Below are 16,627 nucleotides of genomic sequence, written 5' to 3' on the forward strand. Positions count from 1 at the left end.
CTGTTGCCGCCGCCTATGCTGCCTCTGTTTGATGGTCATAACGATCTGCTGCTGAACCTCTGGCTGCACTATGCCGACGCGCCCGCCGAGGCCTTTTTTAACGCCATTCCGCGCGGCGATCTCGATTTCCCCCGCATGCAGCAGGGCGGCTTTGTGGGCGGCCTGTTCGCTATTTTCGTCCCGCCCCTCAGCTATGTGGAAAAAATGGCCCCCGAACGGCTGGCTCAGGCGCCGGATGGGTTGTCCATCATGTGGCAGCAGCTGGCGATTTTGCAGCAGATTGAGGCGCGCTCTGAAGGGCGCGCCAGGATCTGTCGCAGCGTGGCGGAAATTATTCAATGCCGCGCTGCGGGCGTGCTGGCAATGGTGGCGCACATCGAAGGGGCGGATGCGCTGGATGGCGAGGGTGAGGCGCTGGCGGCGTTTTATAATGCCGGGGTACGCAGCATCGGCCCCTTCTGGAATCTGCCGAACCGCTTTGGCGCAGGGGTAACCGGCGCTTTTCCGGGATCGCCGGACAGCGGCGCAGGGCTGACGCCGCAGGGCGAAGCGCTGATTGCGCAGGCCAATGGGCGTCGCATGTTGATCGATGTGTCGCATATGAATGAAAAAGCCTTTTGGGACACCGCGCGCCTTTCCAGCGCGCCGCTGGTGGCCACGCACTCCAACGCGCATGCGCTTTGCGCACAGCCGCGCAATCTCACCGATGCGCAGCTGGAAGCGATTCGCGTCAGCAACGGCGTGGTTGGGGTAAATTTCGGCAACGCCTTTTTACGTCCCGACGGTAAACGCGATGCCGACACGCCGTTAACAGAAATTGTTAAACATCTGGATCATTTGATCGCGATAATGGGCGAAGATCATGTGGCCTTCGGCTCCGATTTCGACGGTATCTCGTTGCCAGAGGCGTTGGGCGACGTTAGCGGGCTGCCGCGTTTGTTCGCGGCGTTGGAGCAGGCGGGCTATAATAATCATTTGCTTGAGAAGCTGGCAACGGGGAACTGGCTGCGGGTACTGAAACAGATTTGGGGCGAATAGTGCCAAATCCTTACGTATTCCGGGTTGATCTCCGTGAAGCATTGGCGCACCATCTGCCGGCAAAAATTGTTAGCAGGCTAGCTGATAGTCTGCTGCAAGGTATTAACCCTTCATTCACACCAAGAGGAAGAGCATTATGTGGAAAAAACCTGAGTTTGTTGACTTACGTCTGGGTCTGGAAGTAACGCTGTATATCTCCAACCGTTAAGACTTCTGCCCGCCATTCGTGCGGGCATTTTATTTCGCTTCCCGGTTTTCCTTCATGTATATAAAAGTCCTCGGATCCGCCGCTGGCGGAGGTTTCCCGCAGTGGAACTGCAACTGCGCAAACTGTCAGGGTGTGCGTAACGGCACCATTCAGGCCACGGCGCGCACGCAGTCGTCAATTATTCTCAGCGATAACGGCGAAGATTGGGTGCTCTGCAACGCATCGCCTGATATCAGCCAGCAAATCGCCCATACGCCAGAACTGATAAAAAAGGGTGTGCTGCGCGGTACCGCCATTGGCGCCATTATCCTGACCGATAGCCAGATCGATCACACCACCGGACTGCTGAGCCTGCGTGAAGGCTGCCCGCATCAGGTATGGTGCACGCCGGAAGTGCACGGCGATCTCACCAGCGGCTTTCCGGTGTTTACCATGTTGCAGCACTGGAACGGCGGCTTGCAACATCATGCCATCGAGCCGCTGACGCCGTTTCGCGTCGATATTTGCCGCAACCTGCAATTTACCGCGATCCCGATTCTCAGCAACGCGCCGCCTTATTCACCGTACCGCGACCGGCCACTGCCGGGTCATAACGTGGCGCTGTTCATTGAGAACACACAAAACGGCCAGACGCTGCTTTATGCGCCCGGCCTGGGCGAGCCGGATGCAGTGATTATGCCGTGGCTGCAAAAAGCAGACTGCCTGCTGATTGATGGCACCGTCTGGCAGGATGATGAGCTGCTCACCACCGGTGTCGGGAAAAATACCGGCAAAGCGATGGGCCACCTGGCGCTGGCTGAAGAGCAGGGGCTGATGGCGCTGCTTGCCGCGCTGCCGGCAAAACGCAAAATTTTGATCCACATTAACAACACCAATCCGATCCTGAACGAACAGTCACCACAGCGTCAGTACCTGCAACAACAGGGCATTGAGGTGAGCCAGGACGGTATGGCGATTAACCTTCAGGACTAAGCGATGCAGATTACTGAGACTCTGACGCCGGAAGCTTTTGAACAGGCGCTGCGCGCCAAAGGCGCCTATTACCATATTCACCATCCGTACCATGTCGCTATGCACAACGGCCAGGCGACGCGCGAGCAGATTCAGGGCTGGGTCGCCAACCGCTTCTATTATCAGACCAATATTCCACTGAAGGATGCGGCGATCATGGCGAACTGCCCCGATCCGGCCACGCGACGCAAATGGGTACAGCGCATTCTGGATCATGACGGCAGCAACGGCCATGAGGGCGGGATTGAGGCCTGGCTGCAGTTGGGCGAGGCGGTAGGGCTGGATCGCGACGCGCTGCTCTCCGAAAAGCACGTGCTTCCCGGCGTGCGTTTTGCGGTAGATGCCTACGTTAACTTTGCCCGCCGCGCGAACTGGCAGGAAGCGGCATGCAGTTCGCTGACCGAGCTGTTCGCCCCGCAGATCCACCAGTCACGCCTGGAGAGCTGGCCGCAGCACTATCCCTGGATCAAAGAAGAGGGCTATTTCTACTTCCGCAGCCGTCTGAGCCAGGCGAACCGCGACGTGGAGCACGGTCTCGCGCTGGCGCTGGAGTTCTGCAACACGCCGGAGAAACAGAACCGGATGCTGGAGATTCTGCAGTTCAAGCTCGATATTCTCTGGACTATGCTGGACGCCATGACCATGGCCTATGAGTTACAGCGTCCCCCTTACCATACGGTCACCGATAAGGCGGCCTGGCACACAACCCGACTGGTATAAATAATGAAAGAGAACACAATTCCCGCGTTTCGTCGCGGCTACCGCCTGCAGTGGGAACCGGCGCAGGAGAGCCATGTGGTGCTCTATCCGGAAGGGATGGCCAAACTGAACGAAACCGCTACCGCTATTCTCGAACTGGTGGATGGCAAGCAGGATGTGGCGGCGATTATTGAGACGCTGAATACGCGTTTCCCGGAAGCGGGCGGCGTGGATGATGATGTAAAAGCCTTCCTGCAGGCGGCGTATGAGCAAAAGTGGATACAGTTTCATGAACCCAATTAAACCCGGCGTTAACCCGCCGCTGTGGCTGCTGGCGGAGTTAACCTACCGCTGTCCGCTGCAGTGCCCCTACTGCTCTAATCCCCTCGACTTTGCCGAACAGGAGAAGGAGCTGACCACCGAACAGTGGATCGAGGTGTTCCGCCAGGCGCGCGCCATGGGCAGCGTACAGCTCGGCTTTTCCGGCGGCGAGCCGCTGACGCGTAAGGATCTGCCTGAGCTGATTCGTGCCGCGCGCGACCTCGGTTTTTACACCAATCTGATCACCTCCGGCATCGGCCTGACGGAGAAAAAGCTCGATGCCTTTAGCGACGCCGGGCTCGATCATATTCAGATCAGCTTCCAGGCGAGCGACGAAACGCTGAACGCCGCGCTGGCGGGATCGAAAAAAGCTTTTCAGCAGAAGCTGGAGATGGCGAAAGCGGTGAAGGCGCGTGGCTATCCGATGGTGCTGAACTTTGTGCTGCATCGTCATAATATCGACCAGATCGATAAAATCATCGAGCTTTGCCTTGAGCTGGAAGCGGATGACGTTGAGCTGGCGACCTGTCAGTTTTATGGCTGGGCGCATCTGAATCGTCAGGGCTTGCTGCCGACGCGTGAGCAGATCGCCCGCGCTGAAGCGATCGTGGGCGAATACCGCGAGCGCATGGCCGCCAGCGGCAATCTTACTAACCTGCTGTTTGTTACCCCGGACTATTATGAAGAGCGGCCAAAAGGGTGCATGGGCGGCTGGGGGGCGATTTTCCTCAGCGTGACGCCGGAAGGCACCGCGCTGCCGTGCCACAGCGCGCGCCAGCTACCGGTGCAGTTCCCGTCGGTGCTGGCGCAGAGCCTGCAGGATATCTGGTATCACTCCTTCGGCTTTAACCGCTACCGGGGCTTCGACTGGATGCCGGAGCCGTGCCGCTCCTGCGACGAAAAAGAGAAGGATTTCGGCGGCTGCCGCTGCCAGGCCTTTATGCTGACCGGCAACGCCGATAATGCCGATCCGGTATGCAGCAAATCGCCGCATCATGACAAGATTCTCGAAGCGCGCCGCGAAGCGAGCTGCAGCGATATCAAAATCGCCCAGCTGCAGTTCCGTAACCGCGTTAACTCTCAGCTGATCTATAAATCTCCGCCAGGCTGATGTCGCTGGCATCGCGCAGTTTGGCATCGCGCAGTTTGGTTTTGCCGGGTGGGTTGCAGCTGCATCTGCTGCATCAGCCCGCGGCCCGTCAGGCGGCGGCGCTGGTGCAGATCGCCGCGGGCAGCCATCACGAACCCGACCGCTGGCCGGGGCTGGCGCACCTGCTGGAACATCTGCTGTTTACCGGCAGCGCCGCCTTTCCCGATGACCAGCGGCTGATGCCCTGGGTTCAGGGCGCGGGCGGCCGTGTCAACGCCACCACGCTGCAACAGCGAACAGCCTTTTTCTTTGAGGTCGCCGCGCCGCAACTGGCGGAGGGGCTGGCGCGCCTGATGGATATGGTAGCGGCGCCCTTATTCGCACCCGCTGCTATTCAGCAGGAGGTAGCGGTGATCGATGCGGAGTATCAGCTGCTGCAAAGCCATGCGCAGACGCTGAGCGAAGCGGCGCTGCTGGACGGCGTGGCGCAGCCCGCTGAGTTTCATCGTTTTCACATCGGCAGCCGGGCATGCTTTGGTGAGCAAATCGACGCGCTGCGCGCTGCGCTGCGCAGCTTTCATCAGCAGCACTATCACTGCGGCAGGATGCAGCTCTGGTTACAGGGACCGCAGTCGCTAAATGAGCTGGAACAGCTGGCGCGCCGTGCCACGGCAATGCTGCCAGCCGGCTCTGTGCCGGTTATGTCGCCGCTGCCTCAATTGAAACCGATGCGGGACAGCCTGCTGCGCCTTGCCGGTCCTGAGCACTTCTGGCTCAGCTATCTGCTGCCTGATAACGAGTCGGCTAATCGTGACGCTGTCACGTTATTGCGCGAGTTTGCTCTTGATGATGCGCCCGGCAGCCTGCTGGCAAGGCTGCGATCGCAGGGTTTGTGCGATGCGCTGAGCATGAAATGGCTTTATCTGGCTGATAACGCCTGCTGGCTGGCGCTGGCGTTTGAGGGAGAAAGCCTGACGCCTGACAAGGCGAGGGAAACGGAAGCGGTCTGGCTGGCGTGGCTACAGGCGTTGCGCCACAGTTCCCCGGCGCAGCGCGCGCACTATGGCGATCTGGCGCAGGAACGTTTTGCTCGCCTTGCTCCTCTCGATCAGCTGCGTGAACGCGCCTTTGGCTTTACGCCCGGCAATGCGGGCGACCTCAACGCGCTTATCTCAGCATTAAGCGCCGATCACGCGACGCGCCTGTTTAGCGCGCCGGGCATTGAAGGGGAGCTGTATTGCTCGCAGGGGTTAACCTTTCATCGTCAACACTGGCAAAGACGGCCCGCAGACCAGGTTGAACCCGATTTTCGCTTTTACCCGCTTGAAGCGGTTTTTGCTGAACCCGCACTGCCGCCCGCGGCGCAGCCGCTGCTGCACTGCGAGCAAGGTAAGCAGCCCGCTACGCTCATCCTGCGTCCCGAATTCTTTCACAATTTTTCTGCCGCTGAAGGAAAAGCCAGGGCAGCCCAACTGCGCCCCTATTTCGGCACGCTGCGCCATCTGGGCAGCGAAGGCGAGTTCAGCGCGCGCGAAGGCGTTTGGCAGCTGACGCTGCGCCTGCCGGAGCAGCACAGACTCTGGGCGGTGAACGAGGCGCTTACCGAGCTGGCTAAACCTCTAAGCGAAAGCAGAGCGGTGCCGGAAGAGGGGATCGCGATTCGCACGCTGCTGGCACAGCTGCCGGAACAGCTCCACGCGTCGCAACCGATCGATCGCTGGCGCGCCGTGCTGACAGGCGGCGATGCGGCACTGCATCAGGCGCTGGCGCGGCTGCTGAGCGCCTTTCCCGTGACCGTTAATGCGGCGCAGCGACCTGACGCATGGCCGCTGTTGCGGGCACTGCGGCGCGTCGCGCATGTCAGTGATGAGCAGGCGCTGCTGTTGTTCGTGCCGCTGCCCTCGCAGGATGATTTGACGCTGGCGACCGCGCGGGCGCTGGCTTTGCTTTACGAACCGCAGTTTTTTCAGCGCCTGCGCGTGGAACAGCAGGTCGGTTACGTCGTCAGCTGCCGTTACCAGCGCTGTGGGGATCGTGACGGCATCCTGTTTGCGTTGCAGTCACCTGACCAACCGCCCGCCGCGCTGCTGCGCCACTGCAAAAATTTTCTGCGCAGCTTCAGCAGCGTTATTACCGCTACCGATCTCACCCGCCTGCAATCCCGCCTCACCCCTTTTCTTCAGCCGCAGCAGGACGCGGACGTGGCGCTGCGCGCGCTGCGTCAACATACCGGACTGCCGGTACTGACGGAGGCGGCGATCCAGGCGCTGACGCCCACCGATCTGCATCAACTGCATCAGCGTATGATGCGGGAGCGACATCGCTGGCTGGCGTTGTTCTGCGGCGGGCGCATCGCACCAACAGAATAATCACGCTCAGATATTGCTGAATTAATTTGACCGTTATCGCCAAAACTCTTCACTATGCGCGCGCCGTTTCTTCACGCAAACTCAGCGGGTTATTACATCGTGAGAGGAAATTACTGTGAAAAAAATGAAACGCCTGGCACTGCCGCTGTTGGCTGCTGCTGCTCTGTATGCACCGTTAACCCAGGCGGCTGCGATGCAATACCAGCTCAATCCGGAGCATACCTCCGTGATCGTGACCTGGACCCATTTTGGTTTTTCTCATCCGACCGCGGACATTGCCAACACTACCGGCACGCTGGTGTTTGATAAAGATCATCCTGAGCAGTCAAAAGTTGACGTGAAGCTGCCTGTTACTCAGATTGACAGCCACGTTGCGGCGCTGACCAAAGAGTTTAAAGGCGCAGAATATTTTGACGTCGCGAAATATCCTTCCGCGACCTTTCACAGCACCCGCGTCGTCAGCAAAGGCGACAACAAGTTTGATGTTGAAGGGAACCTGACGCTGAAAGGGATCACCAAACCGGTTACGCTGCATGCCACGCTGAACCAGCAGGGCGAGCACCCGATGGTGAAAAAGCAGGCGATCGGGTTTGACGCTACCGGCACCATTAAACGTTCTGACTTTAAGCTGGATAAATATGTTCCGGCGGTGAGCGATGACATCACGCTGACCATTTCTACCGAAGCCTACGCCAAATAACGGCGCAGAAGCGTAATAAAAAATCCGCGTCATGAAAGGCGCGGATTTTATCGGCTTAAACTAAATCAGCGGTGCACGCGCAGTTTGGCAAAGAAAGTAATGCAGTAAAGCGCGCAGAGGCCAACGACAATATAGATAATGCGGGAAAGTATTGCCGCCTGACCGCCAAAAATGGCCGCCACCAGATCGAACTGAAACAGTCCTACCAGCAGCCAGTTCAGACCACCAACAATCAGCAGAACAAGTGCAACCACATCAAGAGTTTTCATAAACTTCTCCTGTCAGGAACATGGGTTTTTGCAGGTTCAGGCCATAGATTGTCTGTTAAAAATTTCGGAACGAATAAAACGAATTCACTATTATTTCTGCGTTCAGAAAAAGCGTAGAAGCGCGCCTGATAAAGCGCAAATTTATTAAAAACAGATCGTGACGGGAAAAGCATTTTTATTTCAGCTAGTTGACAAGCAAAATAATGCAATACGCAATGGCAGTTTATTTACGCTGCGCTTTATAAAATAATAAAACAAGATGGGGCAAAATTATCGCCCCGATAAACTCAGGCCCAGAATTTCTTTTTACTGGTTTTACCAATGCCGGGATTACAGCTGTTGGTAGGGTCCAGCTGCCGCCAGTGCTGCTCATGCTCGCAGGAGGCGTGATAAAGATGGCCGACATTGTGTTCTGCGGGATATTTCGCGCCGCGCTGCTCCAGGTAAGCGATAACCGCCTGCTTGAACTGTTTCGCATCCACACCCGGCTTCAGTATGTAATCCTGATGGTTAACGAAACAGAAGAAATGACCGCAGCAGGAGTCGATCTGCACCTGCTGGGCCAGATGCGGCGGCAGGATCAGACGCCATTCGGTATCATTTCGACGTAGCGCAACGTCAAACGCCACCAGACGTTCGTCCGGCAAGTAGCCCAGATAGTCGCAGTAAGAGATGGTGCAGCCGCCCACGCCGAAACGCACCAGAAAGGCATCTGCCGCTTCGCGCGCATCGCACAGGAAAAAGTCGCCGCGCCGCTGGTGGAAAAACTCACCCAGCAGCTGGTTCAGCTCCGCTGTCTGATGCGCTTCCACCTTGATCATCAGATGGTGCTCAAAACGTTTGTGGTAATCCAGGATGCGTGAGGCGATAAAGCGCGGCGTGATCTGATTAAAAAATTGCAGCAGCTTATCGACGAAGTTACGCGGTAAAAATTTCAGATGGCTGACGCGCACGTCCCACTTCGCCTTATTCGCCATCAGCGTCGGCAACGCCTGCGGGCCCAGCTTGCGGATCGCCAGATACATATGTTTGGCATAGCGCACGGTTAAATCAAAGGCGTTGCGGTGGATATATTCCGCCTGCAACGGCAGCTCCTGCATTTTCTCCAGCAGAAACCGGCGCAGCGCTACCAGCTCCTGCTCATCATCGGTGCCGATATAGAAAGTATTGGTTTGCTGGCTCGCCTCGAAGGTCGGCAGACGCACGGCGAATACCACGACCTTACCGGCGCAGCCTGCGCTGTCATGCAGATAACGTACATCGCCGTTGTAGCGCGACGGGCTGTCCGCCGTCACGTCGCGCAGTTGGCTGGCGTAATCATCTGCCCAGATTTTTCCCGCCCACTGCGCATGATCGCCGGTGGTGTAGTCGCGCTGCTCCAGCCGACGCAACATCTCTTCCGGCGCATCGCCCAGCGCAATCCCCAGATGATTCACCATCTCCAGCCTGCCGTCAGGATGAATACGGGCAAACAGCGATTTTTCCGTAAAGGCGGGGCCACGTCGAATCAGCGAGCCGCCGGAATTATTACAAATTCCGCCCACCACTGAAGCGCCGATGCAGGAGGAGCCGATAACCGAGTGAGGCTCGCGCCCCAGCGGTTGCAGCGTCTGCTCCAGTTCGGTGAGCGTGGTGCCGGGAAAGGCGATAACCTGACGCGCATCGTCGATTACCTGCACGCCCTTGAGCTGGCGAGTGCTGACAATCACCACATCGCGATCGTAATCGTTGCCGTCAGGAGTCGAGCCGCCGGTGACGCCGGTATTCGACGCCTGCATAAGTATGATAGCGTCGCAGGCCACGCAGATCTGCATGATCTGCCAGAGCTGAAGCAGGGTTTGCGGCAGGACAACGGCCAGCGCATCGCCACGGCCTACGCGAAAACCTTTGGTATACCAGGCTTTGTCATCCTGATGAGTTAAAAGCTGTTTAGCGCCAACCACATTTTTCAGCTGGCTAATCATATCCTGCGGGGAAGTCATCTGTTCTCTTCTGAGGTGGTTTCAGTGCCGCATTATTGGACAGGTTTCACATAAGCAAAGTCAATCGCTCTGGATGCGGAATTACCTTCATGGTGCAAATTCTTTTATTCCCTTTATATTTTTGTGGATAACACCGAGGTTATTTTTTGCGGTCATTGCCTGGCGACCAATAAAAATGAGGTGATAGTCACATTTCTGTATTAACAGGAAAAAAGCGCCGTACTGTGAAAAGAAATCAGAAACAGACAAAGTAAAAAGCCCTTTTAACCTGCTGATATTTAACTATAAATAGAAAAAACCATTATGCGTATTTTTGTGATTAAGATCGCAAAATTTGGCGTATCTAACCCTCTGTCAATGCCATCCGCGATCTAATCCATGTCAGTTTTGTGATCTCTCCTGCAAATATAAGCCGATACGAACGTAACAATGATTATCAGCAGCCCGTGATTAAGGATATTTGATGATGAGAATCGGAATGGTAATCAGCGGTGGCGACGTCACCGGTATAAATAATTTTATTTTCCAGATCGCGCGACTGGCGCAGGCGGAAATGGTGTTATTTAACGGCGGTATTCCGGGCCTGCTGGAGAATCGTCATCAGGAGGTTAGCCAGCGCGATTTAGTGGATTACGCTATTGCCGCCATTCCGGTGATTCAGTCAGGAAGAACCCAGAGAAAATTGGTACGCAGCGAATATGAAACCATTGCCAGACAATTAAAATCGCTGCGTATTGATGTATTAATTATGGCTGGCGGCGACGGATCGCTGCAATTTCTGCATATCCTGAGCGAATTTGGCGTGAACTGTTTTGGCGTCGGCATGACGATTGATAATGACGTCAGCGGCAGCGACTACACCATTGGTTTTTCTACCGCCTGCGAACAAGTTCTAAAAGAGGTGGCAAAGCTGCGTAATACTGGCCGGGCGTTGACCGGGCGCGTTTTTATGGTTGAGCTGCTGGGCGGTTATTGCGGTGAGTTGACGTTACAGTCCGCGATTAAATCCAATGCCGATTTTGCGCTAATCCCCGAATATCAGATTGCTGCTCAGGAACTGGCGGCGCGTATTACGCAGCGCCTGAGCGAGCAGAACAGCGTGATTATTCTCTGCTCGGAAGGCTATACGCGCGAATATTCGCCGGGATTTCAGGGCGCTATCGATACCTTAATTAAACAGCTGGAGCCGCTGATCGGAGTGCGTATTCGTAAAACCATCATCGGTTACGGCCTGCGTAATGGCGAGCCTACCTGCGAAGAGATTTTTCAGGGCACCATCATGGCCAGTGAAGTTGTACGTTGTATTCAGTCCGGAATGCGTAATAAAGCGGTAATTATTAATGGCAGCAACAAGCCCATTCCAATTGATTTGATGAGCATAAAAAAACGTCTGGTCGATACCGAAGGCGCGCATTACAAACTCGCCAGACAACTTAATATTCTGTGAGGAGATAACCATGCTGAAAATACTTTGTGTCTGCGGATGTGGTCTGGGTTCCAGCTTTGCCATTGAAATGAGCGCAAAGGCGGTATTAAAAAAACTGGAGATTGAAGCGGATATCGATCACACCACCATTTCCGAAGCGAATGCTTTTAAGTCAGACATGATCCTGACGCAAAAAGCCTTTGCCGATGTGCTAAATGCCGACGCCAGCCCGGAAGAGATGAAGCGGGTGATTATTCTCAACAAGCTGACCGATAAAGCGGAAATTGAGCAAAAAATCGTAGCGTTTATGAAAGAGCGTAATTTAAAGGTTGCCAACTATGAATAGTGTGATCAATTTTCTGGTGAAAGATTTACTGGGACAGGCATCGATTCTGATCGCCTGTATTGCCCTGGTAGGTCTGCTGCTGCAAAAGAAATCCACGGGGAAGGTGGTGGAAGGCACCTTTAAAACCCTGCTGGGATTCCTGATTATGATGGCCGGCATTAATATTATTGTCGGCACCTTAACGTTCCTGAATACCATTTTTACCCACGGTTTCGGCATGCAGGGTTATATCACCGACGTCGCCGCCATTGCCGGATTAGCTAACCGCGAACTGGGGTCGGAAGTGGCGTTGACGCTGCTGGTGATCTTTATCGTCAATATCATTATCGCCCGCATCACGCCGTTCAAATATATCTTTCTCACCGGTCAGGCGCTGCTGTGGATGGCGACCATTGGCACGGTGATTGGGTATAAAGCGGGGCTGACCGGCTTACCGCTGATCCTTACCGGCGGCATTTTCGGCGGCATCATGGCGGTAGTCATGCCTGCGCTGGCGCAGCCGGTGGTGCGACGCATTACCGACTCGGACGACGTGGCGCTTGGCCATTTCTGCACCATCGGCTATCTGGTTCAGGCTGCGGTGGCGAAAGTGGTAGGGAAAGGATCGCGTTCCACGGAAGATCTCAAGCTGCCGGACAACTTCAAGTTTCTGCAGGATACCTATCTGGCGATGGCGGTGGTGATGGTGCCGATGTACCTGATCCCGGCGGTGGCGGCAGGTCCCGCCTTTATCGCTCAATACAGCAACGGCATGAACTACCTGATGTACGCCTTTATGCAGGCAATGCAGTTTGTTGCCGGCGTGTTCGTGCTCTACAGCGGCGTACGCCTGCTGCTGAATGAACTGGTTCCGGCGTTTCGCGGTATCGCCATGCGCATTGTGCCGGACGCTAAGCCCGCGCTTGATTGCCCGGTGCTGTTTCCCTACGCGCCCAACGCCGTAATTGTCGGCTTTCTTGCCACCACGCTTGGTTCGGTAATCGGCATGATCGTCTTTCCGATGTTTGGTCTGGCGATGATTCTGCCGGGGCTGCTGACCAATTTTTTCGCCGGCGGTACGGCGGGGGTGTTCGGCAACGCGCTGGGCGGACGACGCGGCGCTATCATCGGCGGCATCGTGCATGGTCTGTTTATTACCCTGCTGCCTGCCATCCTGGTGCCCATGCTGGAGAGCTATGGATTTACCGGCGTCACCTTCAGCGATTCTGATGTTATCAGTACCGGGCTGGTGCTGGGTCACGCCTTCCAGAATAACTGGCTGTTCGTCGCGCTCTTTATTGCCTTTATCACGTTAATCGCCTGGTTCGTTAATGGTAAATCGACCCGGCCCCATGAGGAAAAAGTCCATGAAACTTTATAATTTCACCGAGCTGTTACAGGTGGCAAAACAACGGGAATTTAAAGCGTTGGGATCCTTTAATCTGCACTGTCTGGAGATGTTGCCCGCCTATTTCAAAGCGGCAGAGAAAACCAACAGCCCATTAATGATTCAGATTTCGACCGGCACGGCAAAATATCTCGGACATAAACTGCTGGTGGATGCGATTCGCTCGCTGGCGGAAAGTAAAAATGTCCCGACCTGTTTGCATCTGGATCACTGTTCCGATCTGGCCGCCATTCAGACCGCCATTGAAGCGGGATTCAGTTCGGTGATGTATGACGGCTCGCATCTCGATATGGAGGAGAATATCGCCAACACCCGCAGAGTGATTGATATGGCGCGGCCGCTGAATGTGTCGGTAGAGGCGGAGCTGGGCGCAATTGGCGGCTCGGAAGATGGCAAAGCGGTGGCGCTGGAAGATATTTCATTTACTACCGTGGAAGATGCGAAGCGCTTTGTGGACGCCACCGGCGTGGACATGCTGGCGATCTCCATCGGCACCGTGCATGGTCTTTATACCGGTAAAGCGCAGATTCAGCATCAGCGTCTGGCGGAGATCACCGAGGCGACGCACATCCCGCTGGTGCTGCACGGCGGCACCGGCGTCAGCGACGAAGATATGCGACTGGCGGTGCGCAGCGGTATCGACAAGGTTAACGTCGGTACGGAAATGAATGTGCAGTGGGTGAACCAGTGCAAGCAGACCTTTGAAAAAGGCAAAGTGAACGACAGCGTGCGTAATTTTCTGGTGCCTGCCAACGATGCGGTCACTGATGTGTTAGTGGAAAAAATTCAGCTGTTTCGTTAACCGGCGCGCCCGTTAATTCACCATCTGATAAGCCCCGACCCCGTTCGGGGCAGGAGACGCTATGTTTGGATTTCTGAAAAAAAGTGCAGAAAATAAGCGCCAGGCGGAAAATGAATATGATCTTCAGGCGCAAGCGATTTCGCAAAAAATAAGCGAAATGGAAACCGCTCTGAATAACAATCCACGCGATAGCGAGACGCAAAAGCAATTAATGCTGGAATATAACCGAGCGTTAACCCTATTTGCCAAAAGCCGCGGCTGGCGTAATGAGATCGATCCGCTGTTTGTGAAAATTGACGATCTGCGCAATACCATCCGTAAAAATATCTGAGGAACTGTGATGTCAATAAAACAGTTATTAATGGAAGCCGACGCCATTCAGGTAGGTATTCAGGCAACGGAGTGGCAGCAGGTCATTACGCTGGCCGCGCAGCCGCTGGTACTGGGCGGCTATTTGCAATCCACCTATGCCGATGCCGTGATTGCCAATACGCTGGAACATGGCGCTTATTACGTTTTTGAAGAGGGAATTGCCATTCCCCATGCGCGCCCGGAGAGCGGCGTGCTGAAAAACTGTTTCAGTATGGTATTGCTGGCGGAGCCGATCTCTTTCCAGGGCAGCGATAAGGCGGACATTGTTATCCTGTTTGGCGCGTGCGACAGCAATGCGCATATCGAAGAGGGCATTCGCGCCATCGTGGAGCTGCTCGAGAGCGATGAGACGCTGGCGCGTCTGCGTCAGGCCTGCAACCCGGCGGAGGTGATGGCGATCTTATGAATATGCTGAATAAGCCGTGCCAGGAGAAAAGCGTCATCCTGGTGAATGGCATTCCCGCTTCGGGCAAAAGCACGCTGACGCGCATTATCGCCAATCGCTTCGGCTTTCCGGTGCTGACGCTGGATAGCCTGAAAGAACCTTTTATGGCCGCCTTTGCCCCGGTAGATCGCCAGCTGAATCGCCAGCTCGGCTGCGCCGCCTATCAGGCGATCTGGCGCATCGTGGGGCAGGCACCGCAGAGCAGCGTGTTTGTTATCGATGCCTGGTTTGGCTTTCAACCCAGGGCGGTGCTGGAGCAGGGATTGCGCGACGCAGGGGTGGAGCGGGTGCTGGAAGTGTGGCTGGCGATTACGCCTGACGAGGCGGTCAGCCGCTATCAGGCGCGCCTGACGCAGCGTCTCGCCGGGCATCCCGGCGCGGAGTATCTGCCGGAACTGCGGCGGCTGGCGGAACAGGCCACGCCGATGGCACTCGGGCCGCTGCTGGAAGTCGATGCCAGCGGCGAAACGGATGAAGAGACGCTTTGTCGCTGGCTGCTGCGCCATCTGGGTCAGGGCGACTACACTTATGCTTTATCTTTGCACAGGGATGGGACAAGCGATGAGTCAACCTCCTTATCTGCAACCCGGCGAGGCGGCGGTGCTTTATGATGGCACCTGCCGTCTCTGCAACGGCTGGGTTCATTTTTTACTGCGTCATCATGTGGCGCGCCAGGTCCGTTTTGCCGCCGTGCAGAGCGAAAAGGGCAAAGCGCTGCTGCGCTGGGCCGATATGCCGGAGGATAATGTCAGCACCATTGTGCTGATCGCCGATGGCCAGGTCTGGAAACGGGCGCAGGCGATTTTTCGCGTGATGCGTCAGGTGCCGCAGCCGTGGCGCGCGCTCAGCGTGCTGCGCTTTTTCCCCGATGCGGTCAGCAACTTCTGTTATGACCGCATCGCGCTGAATCGCTACCGCCTGTTTGGTCGCTACGACAGCCAGCAGCATATCAAACCCGACTACCCCGGTCGTTTTCTTGAGGATGAGGAACAGCCCTCTCATTCCACCTGAATCGCCTTACTCTGCGGACAGGAAATCTTCGCGCTGGGGCGTAAAGGTATCCAGCAGCGTCCCGGCTTCCAGGCAGACGCAGCCATGCACCACGTTGGGCGCTTTATAGAGCGTGTCTCCGGCGCTGACCTCTTGTGTCACGCCATCAATGGTGAATGCAAAGCGGCCGTAAAGCACATAGGTCAGCTGCTCATGGGGATGATGATGCAGCGGACCCTGGGCGTTCTGCTCAAAATTCACCTCAACCGCCATCATGCCGCCGCCGTGGGCCAGAATGCGACGCGTTACGCCGTTGCCTAAATCTTCCAGCTGCGTTTGGGACTTATAAATAAACATATTGCTGCCTCAGGATTCATGATTATGGATAACGTCGCCGTTATGTGATTTGTTTCACAGCATGACGCGCAATTACCTCATGCAATGTAGCCGCTTTTGGATAAAATGAAACGGTGTTTCATTTAAATCTGAAAGGAAGATCATGAAAATTGCGTTAATGATGGAAAACAGCCAGGCGGCGAAGAATGCAGTGGTGCTGAAGGAGTTGGAAAGCGTGGCACAACCGCTGGGCCACCAGGTTTTTAACGTCGGCATGAGCGACGATCAGGATCACCATCTTACCTATATTCACCTTGGCATCATGGCCAGCGTGCTGCTGAACAGCAAAGCGGTGGATTTCGTGATTGCTGGCTGCGGTACCGGGCAGGGCGCGCTGATGTCGCTGAATATTCACCCCGGCGTGGTCTGCGGCTACTGTATCGATCCTGCCGATGCTTACCTTTTTGCCCAGATCAATAATGGCAATGCGCTGTCGCTGCCGTTTGCCAAAGGCTTCGGCTGGGGTGCGGAACTGAACCTGCGCTTTATTTTTGAAAAAGCGTTCAGCGGTGCAAAAGGAGAGGGTTACCCGCCTGAGCGCAAAGCGCCACAGGTACGTAACGCCGGTCTGCTCAATCAGGTCAAGGCGGCGGTAATCAAAGAAAACTATCTCGACACGCTGCGTGCTATCGATGCGGAACTGGTGCGTACTGCCGTCAGCGGTCCGCGCCTTCAGCACTGCCTGTTTGAACATGGGCAGAATGAGGAAATTATCAGTTTTGTGCGCCAGCTGACCGCCTGAATAAATTTGAGATTTTCCTGATCAAATAAAGCTG

General features: G+C 55.7%; 20 protein-coding genes. 17 read left to right on the plus strand and 3 right to left on the minus strand.

Features of this window, described 5'->3' with window-relative positions; genetic code table 11:
- The first annotated feature begins 18 nt into the window (after positions 1-18).
- The 8 genes from ABU178_RS09870 to ABU178_RS09905 all read left to right on the plus strand — a co-directional run bounded on the left by ABU178_RS09870 (position 19) and on the right by ABU178_RS09905 (position 7,436).
- The gene (locus ABU178_RS09870; protein WP_397215766.1) at positions 19-1,038 is read left to right on the plus strand and encodes a dipeptidase; all 1,020 of its coding nucleotides are present in this window, start codon (positions 19-21) and stop codon (positions 1,036-1,038) included.
- A gap of 136 nt (positions 1,039-1,174) precedes the next feature.
- A complete protein-coding gene (gene pqqA, locus ABU178_RS09875; protein WP_010617686.1) occupies positions 1,175-1,246 on the plus strand; it encodes a pyrroloquinoline quinone precursor peptide PqqA in 72 nt (23 codons plus the stop codon).
- A gap of 54 nt (positions 1,247-1,300) precedes the next feature.
- Positions 1,301-2,218, plus strand: a complete 918-nt coding sequence (gene pqqB, locus ABU178_RS09880) for a pyrroloquinoline quinone biosynthesis protein PqqB (RefSeq protein ID WP_397214305.1) — start codon at positions 1,301-1,303, stop codon at positions 2,216-2,218.
- A gap of 3 nt (positions 2,219-2,221) precedes the next feature.
- Positions 2,222-2,977, plus strand: coding sequence for a pyrroloquinoline-quinone synthase PqqC (pqqC, locus tag ABU178_RS09885; RefSeq protein ID WP_397214307.1), 756 nt, complete (start codon positions 2,222-2,224; stop codon positions 2,975-2,977).
- A 3-nt stretch (positions 2,978-2,980) separates the two neighbouring features.
- The gene (gene pqqD, locus ABU178_RS09890; RefSeq protein ID WP_397214309.1) at positions 2,981-3,259 is read left to right on the plus strand and encodes a pyrroloquinoline quinone biosynthesis peptide chaperone PqqD; all 279 of its coding nucleotides are present in this window, start codon (positions 2,981-2,983) and stop codon (positions 3,257-3,259) included.
- Positions 3,246-4,388: a pyrroloquinoline quinone biosynthesis protein PqqE gene (gene pqqE / locus ABU178_RS09895; RefSeq protein ID WP_397214312.1), complete on the plus strand. Its 1,143-nt coding sequence runs from the start codon at positions 3,246-3,248 to the stop codon at positions 4,386-4,388. Before pqqD ends, pqqE begins: the two co-directional genes overlap by 14 nt.
- A 20-nt stretch (positions 4,389-4,408) precedes the next feature.
- Complete coding sequence (gene pqqF, locus ABU178_RS09900) at positions 4,409-6,736, plus strand: pyrroloquinoline quinone biosynthesis protein PqqF (protein WP_397214314.1); 2,328 nt, start codon at positions 4,409-4,411, stop codon at positions 6,734-6,736.
- Between the two features lie 124 nt (positions 6,737-6,860).
- Positions 6,861-7,436 (plus strand): YceI family protein, encoded by a 576-nt coding sequence (locus ABU178_RS09905; RefSeq protein WP_397215768.1) that lies wholly within the window; start codon positions 6,861-6,863, stop codon positions 7,434-7,436.
- Positions 7,437-7,501: 65 nt separating this feature from the next.
- Here the strand turns inward: ABU178_RS09905 and ABU178_RS09910 are convergent, their stop codons facing one another.
- Together ABU178_RS09910 and dld are read right to left on the minus strand one after the other, a co-directional pair.
- Complete coding sequence (locus ABU178_RS09910) at positions 7,502-7,705, minus strand: DUF378 domain-containing protein (RefSeq protein WP_397214316.1); 204 nt, start codon at positions 7,703-7,705, stop codon at positions 7,502-7,504.
- Positions 7,706-7,992: 287 nt separating this feature from the next.
- The gene (gene dld / locus ABU178_RS09915; RefSeq protein ID WP_397214318.1) at positions 7,993-9,687 is read right to left on the minus strand and encodes a D-lactate dehydrogenase; all 1,695 of its coding nucleotides are present in this window, start codon (positions 9,685-9,687) and stop codon (positions 7,993-7,995) included.
- A 466-nt stretch (positions 9,688-10,153) separates the two neighbouring features.
- On the opposite strand from dld, the gene ABU178_RS09920 reads away from it, so the two are divergent.
- The 8 genes from ABU178_RS09920 (at position 10,154) to ABU178_RS09955 (ending at position 15,476) form a co-directional block, all read left to right on the plus strand.
- Positions 10,154-11,134, plus strand: coding sequence for a 6-phosphofructokinase (locus tag ABU178_RS09920; protein ID WP_397215770.1), 981 nt, complete (start codon positions 10,154-10,156; stop codon positions 11,132-11,134).
- Positions 11,135-11,144: 10 nt separating this feature from the next.
- Complete coding sequence (locus ABU178_RS09925; protein ID WP_397214320.1) at positions 11,145-11,459, plus strand: PTS sugar transporter subunit IIB; 315 nt, start codon at positions 11,145-11,147, stop codon at positions 11,457-11,459.
- Positions 11,452-12,819 (plus strand): PTS sugar transporter subunit IIC, encoded by a 1,368-nt coding sequence (locus ABU178_RS09930; protein WP_397214322.1) that lies wholly within the window; start codon positions 11,452-11,454, stop codon positions 12,817-12,819. Before ABU178_RS09925 ends, ABU178_RS09930 begins: the two co-directional genes overlap by 8 nt.
- Positions 12,806-13,648: a ketose-bisphosphate aldolase gene (locus ABU178_RS09935; RefSeq protein WP_397214324.1), complete on the plus strand. Its 843-nt coding sequence runs from the start codon at positions 12,806-12,808 to the stop codon at positions 13,646-13,648. Before ABU178_RS09930 ends, ABU178_RS09935 begins: the two co-directional genes overlap by 14 nt.
- Before the next feature lie 61 nt (positions 13,649-13,709).
- Positions 13,710-13,979, plus strand: a complete 270-nt coding sequence (locus ABU178_RS09940; protein WP_397214326.1) for a hypothetical protein — start codon at positions 13,710-13,712, stop codon at positions 13,977-13,979.
- A 9-nt stretch (positions 13,980-13,988) separates the two neighbouring features.
- The gene (locus ABU178_RS09945) at positions 13,989-14,426 is read left to right on the plus strand and encodes a PTS sugar transporter subunit IIA (protein ID WP_397214328.1); all 438 of its coding nucleotides are present in this window, start codon (positions 13,989-13,991) and stop codon (positions 14,424-14,426) included.
- 2 nt (positions 14,427-14,428) lie between these two features.
- Positions 14,429-15,076 carry an AAA family ATPase gene (locus ABU178_RS09950; RefSeq protein ID WP_397215772.1) on the plus strand — a complete coding sequence of 216 codons (648 nt, stop codon included), beginning with the start codon at positions 14,429-14,431 and terminating at the stop codon, positions 15,074-15,076.
- Entirely contained in the window at positions 15,027-15,476 is a 450-nt protein-coding gene (locus ABU178_RS09955; protein WP_397214330.1) for a thiol-disulfide oxidoreductase DCC family protein, read from the plus strand. The genes ABU178_RS09950 and ABU178_RS09955 overlap by 50 nt, the downstream gene beginning before the upstream one ends.
- 6 nt (positions 15,477-15,482) lie before the next feature.
- On the opposite strand, the gene ABU178_RS09960 is transcribed toward ABU178_RS09955, so the two are convergent.
- A complete protein-coding gene (locus tag ABU178_RS09960; RefSeq protein WP_397214331.1) occupies positions 15,483-15,812 on the minus strand; it encodes a cupin domain-containing protein in 330 nt (109 codons plus the stop codon).
- A 142-nt stretch (positions 15,813-15,954) separates the two neighbouring features.
- Here ABU178_RS09960 and ABU178_RS09965 point away from each other — a divergent pair, with 142 nt between their 5' ends.
- The gene (locus tag ABU178_RS09965; protein WP_397214333.1) at positions 15,955-16,593 is read left to right on the plus strand and encodes an RpiB/LacA/LacB family sugar-phosphate isomerase; all 639 of its coding nucleotides are present in this window, start codon (positions 15,955-15,957) and stop codon (positions 16,591-16,593) included.
- The last annotated feature ends 34 nt before the right edge of the window (positions 16,594-16,627 follow it).

Source organism: Pantoea osteomyelitidis, from assembly GCF_044342975.1.
Taxonomy (GTDB): Bacteria; Pseudomonadota; Gammaproteobacteria; order Enterobacterales; family Enterobacteriaceae; genus Pantoea; species Pantoea osteomyelitidis.

Excerpts from the sequence above, each read along its gene's own strand:
- ABU178_RS09960 (WP_397214331.1), bottom strand. The coding sequence starts at position 15,812 with ATGTTTATTTATAAGTCCCAAACGCAGCTGGAAGATTTAGGCAACGGC.
- ABU178_RS09910 (WP_397214316.1), bottom strand. The coding sequence starts at position 7,705 with ATGAAAACTCTTGATGTGGTTGCACTTGTTCTGCTGATTGTTGGTGGT.
- ABU178_RS09935 (WP_397214324.1), top strand. The coding sequence starts at position 12,806 with ATGAAACTTTATAATTTCACCGAGCTGTTACAGGTGGCAAAACAACGG.
- ABU178_RS09965 (WP_397214333.1), top strand. The coding sequence starts at position 15,955 with ATGAAAATTGCGTTAATGATGGAAAACAGCCAGGCGGCGAAGAATGCA.
- ABU178_RS09940 (WP_397214326.1), top strand. The coding sequence starts at position 13,710 with ATGTTTGGATTTCTGAAAAAAAGTGCAGAAAATAAGCGCCAGGCGGAA.
- ABU178_RS09920 (WP_397215770.1), top strand. The coding sequence starts at position 10,154 with ATGAGAATCGGAATGGTAATCAGCGGTGGCGACGTCACCGGTATAAAT.
- ABU178_RS09945 (WP_397214328.1), top strand. The coding sequence starts at position 13,989 with ATGTCAATAAAACAGTTATTAATGGAAGCCGACGCCATTCAGGTAGGT.
- pqqB (WP_397214305.1), top strand. The coding sequence starts at position 1,301 with ATGTATATAAAAGTCCTCGGATCCGCCGCTGGCGGAGGTTTCCCGCAG.
- pqqD (WP_397214309.1), top strand. The coding sequence starts at position 2,981 with ATGAAAGAGAACACAATTCCCGCGTTTCGTCGCGGCTACCGCCTGCAG.
- ABU178_RS09950 (WP_397215772.1), top strand. The coding sequence starts at position 14,429 with ATGCTGAATAAGCCGTGCCAGGAGAAAAGCGTCATCCTGGTGAATGGC.
- dld (WP_397214318.1), bottom strand. The coding sequence starts at position 9,687 with ATGACTTCCCCGCAGGATATGATTAGCCAGCTGAAAAATGTGGTTGGC.
- ABU178_RS09955 (WP_397214330.1), top strand. The coding sequence starts at position 15,027 with ATGAGTCAACCTCCTTATCTGCAACCCGGCGAGGCGGCGGTGCTTTAT.
- ABU178_RS09905 (WP_397215768.1), top strand. The coding sequence starts at position 6,861 with ATGAAACGCCTGGCACTGCCGCTGTTGGCTGCTGCTGCTCTGTATGCA.
- pqqC (WP_397214307.1), top strand. The coding sequence starts at position 2,222 with ATGCAGATTACTGAGACTCTGACGCCGGAAGCTTTTGAACAGGCGCTG.
- ABU178_RS09930 (WP_397214322.1), top strand. The coding sequence starts at position 11,452 with ATGAATAGTGTGATCAATTTTCTGGTGAAAGATTTACTGGGACAGGCA.
- ABU178_RS09925 (WP_397214320.1), top strand. The coding sequence starts at position 11,145 with ATGCTGAAAATACTTTGTGTCTGCGGATGTGGTCTGGGTTCCAGCTTT.
- pqqE (WP_397214312.1), top strand. The coding sequence starts at position 3,246 with ATGAACCCAATTAAACCCGGCGTTAACCCGCCGCTGTGGCTGCTGGCG.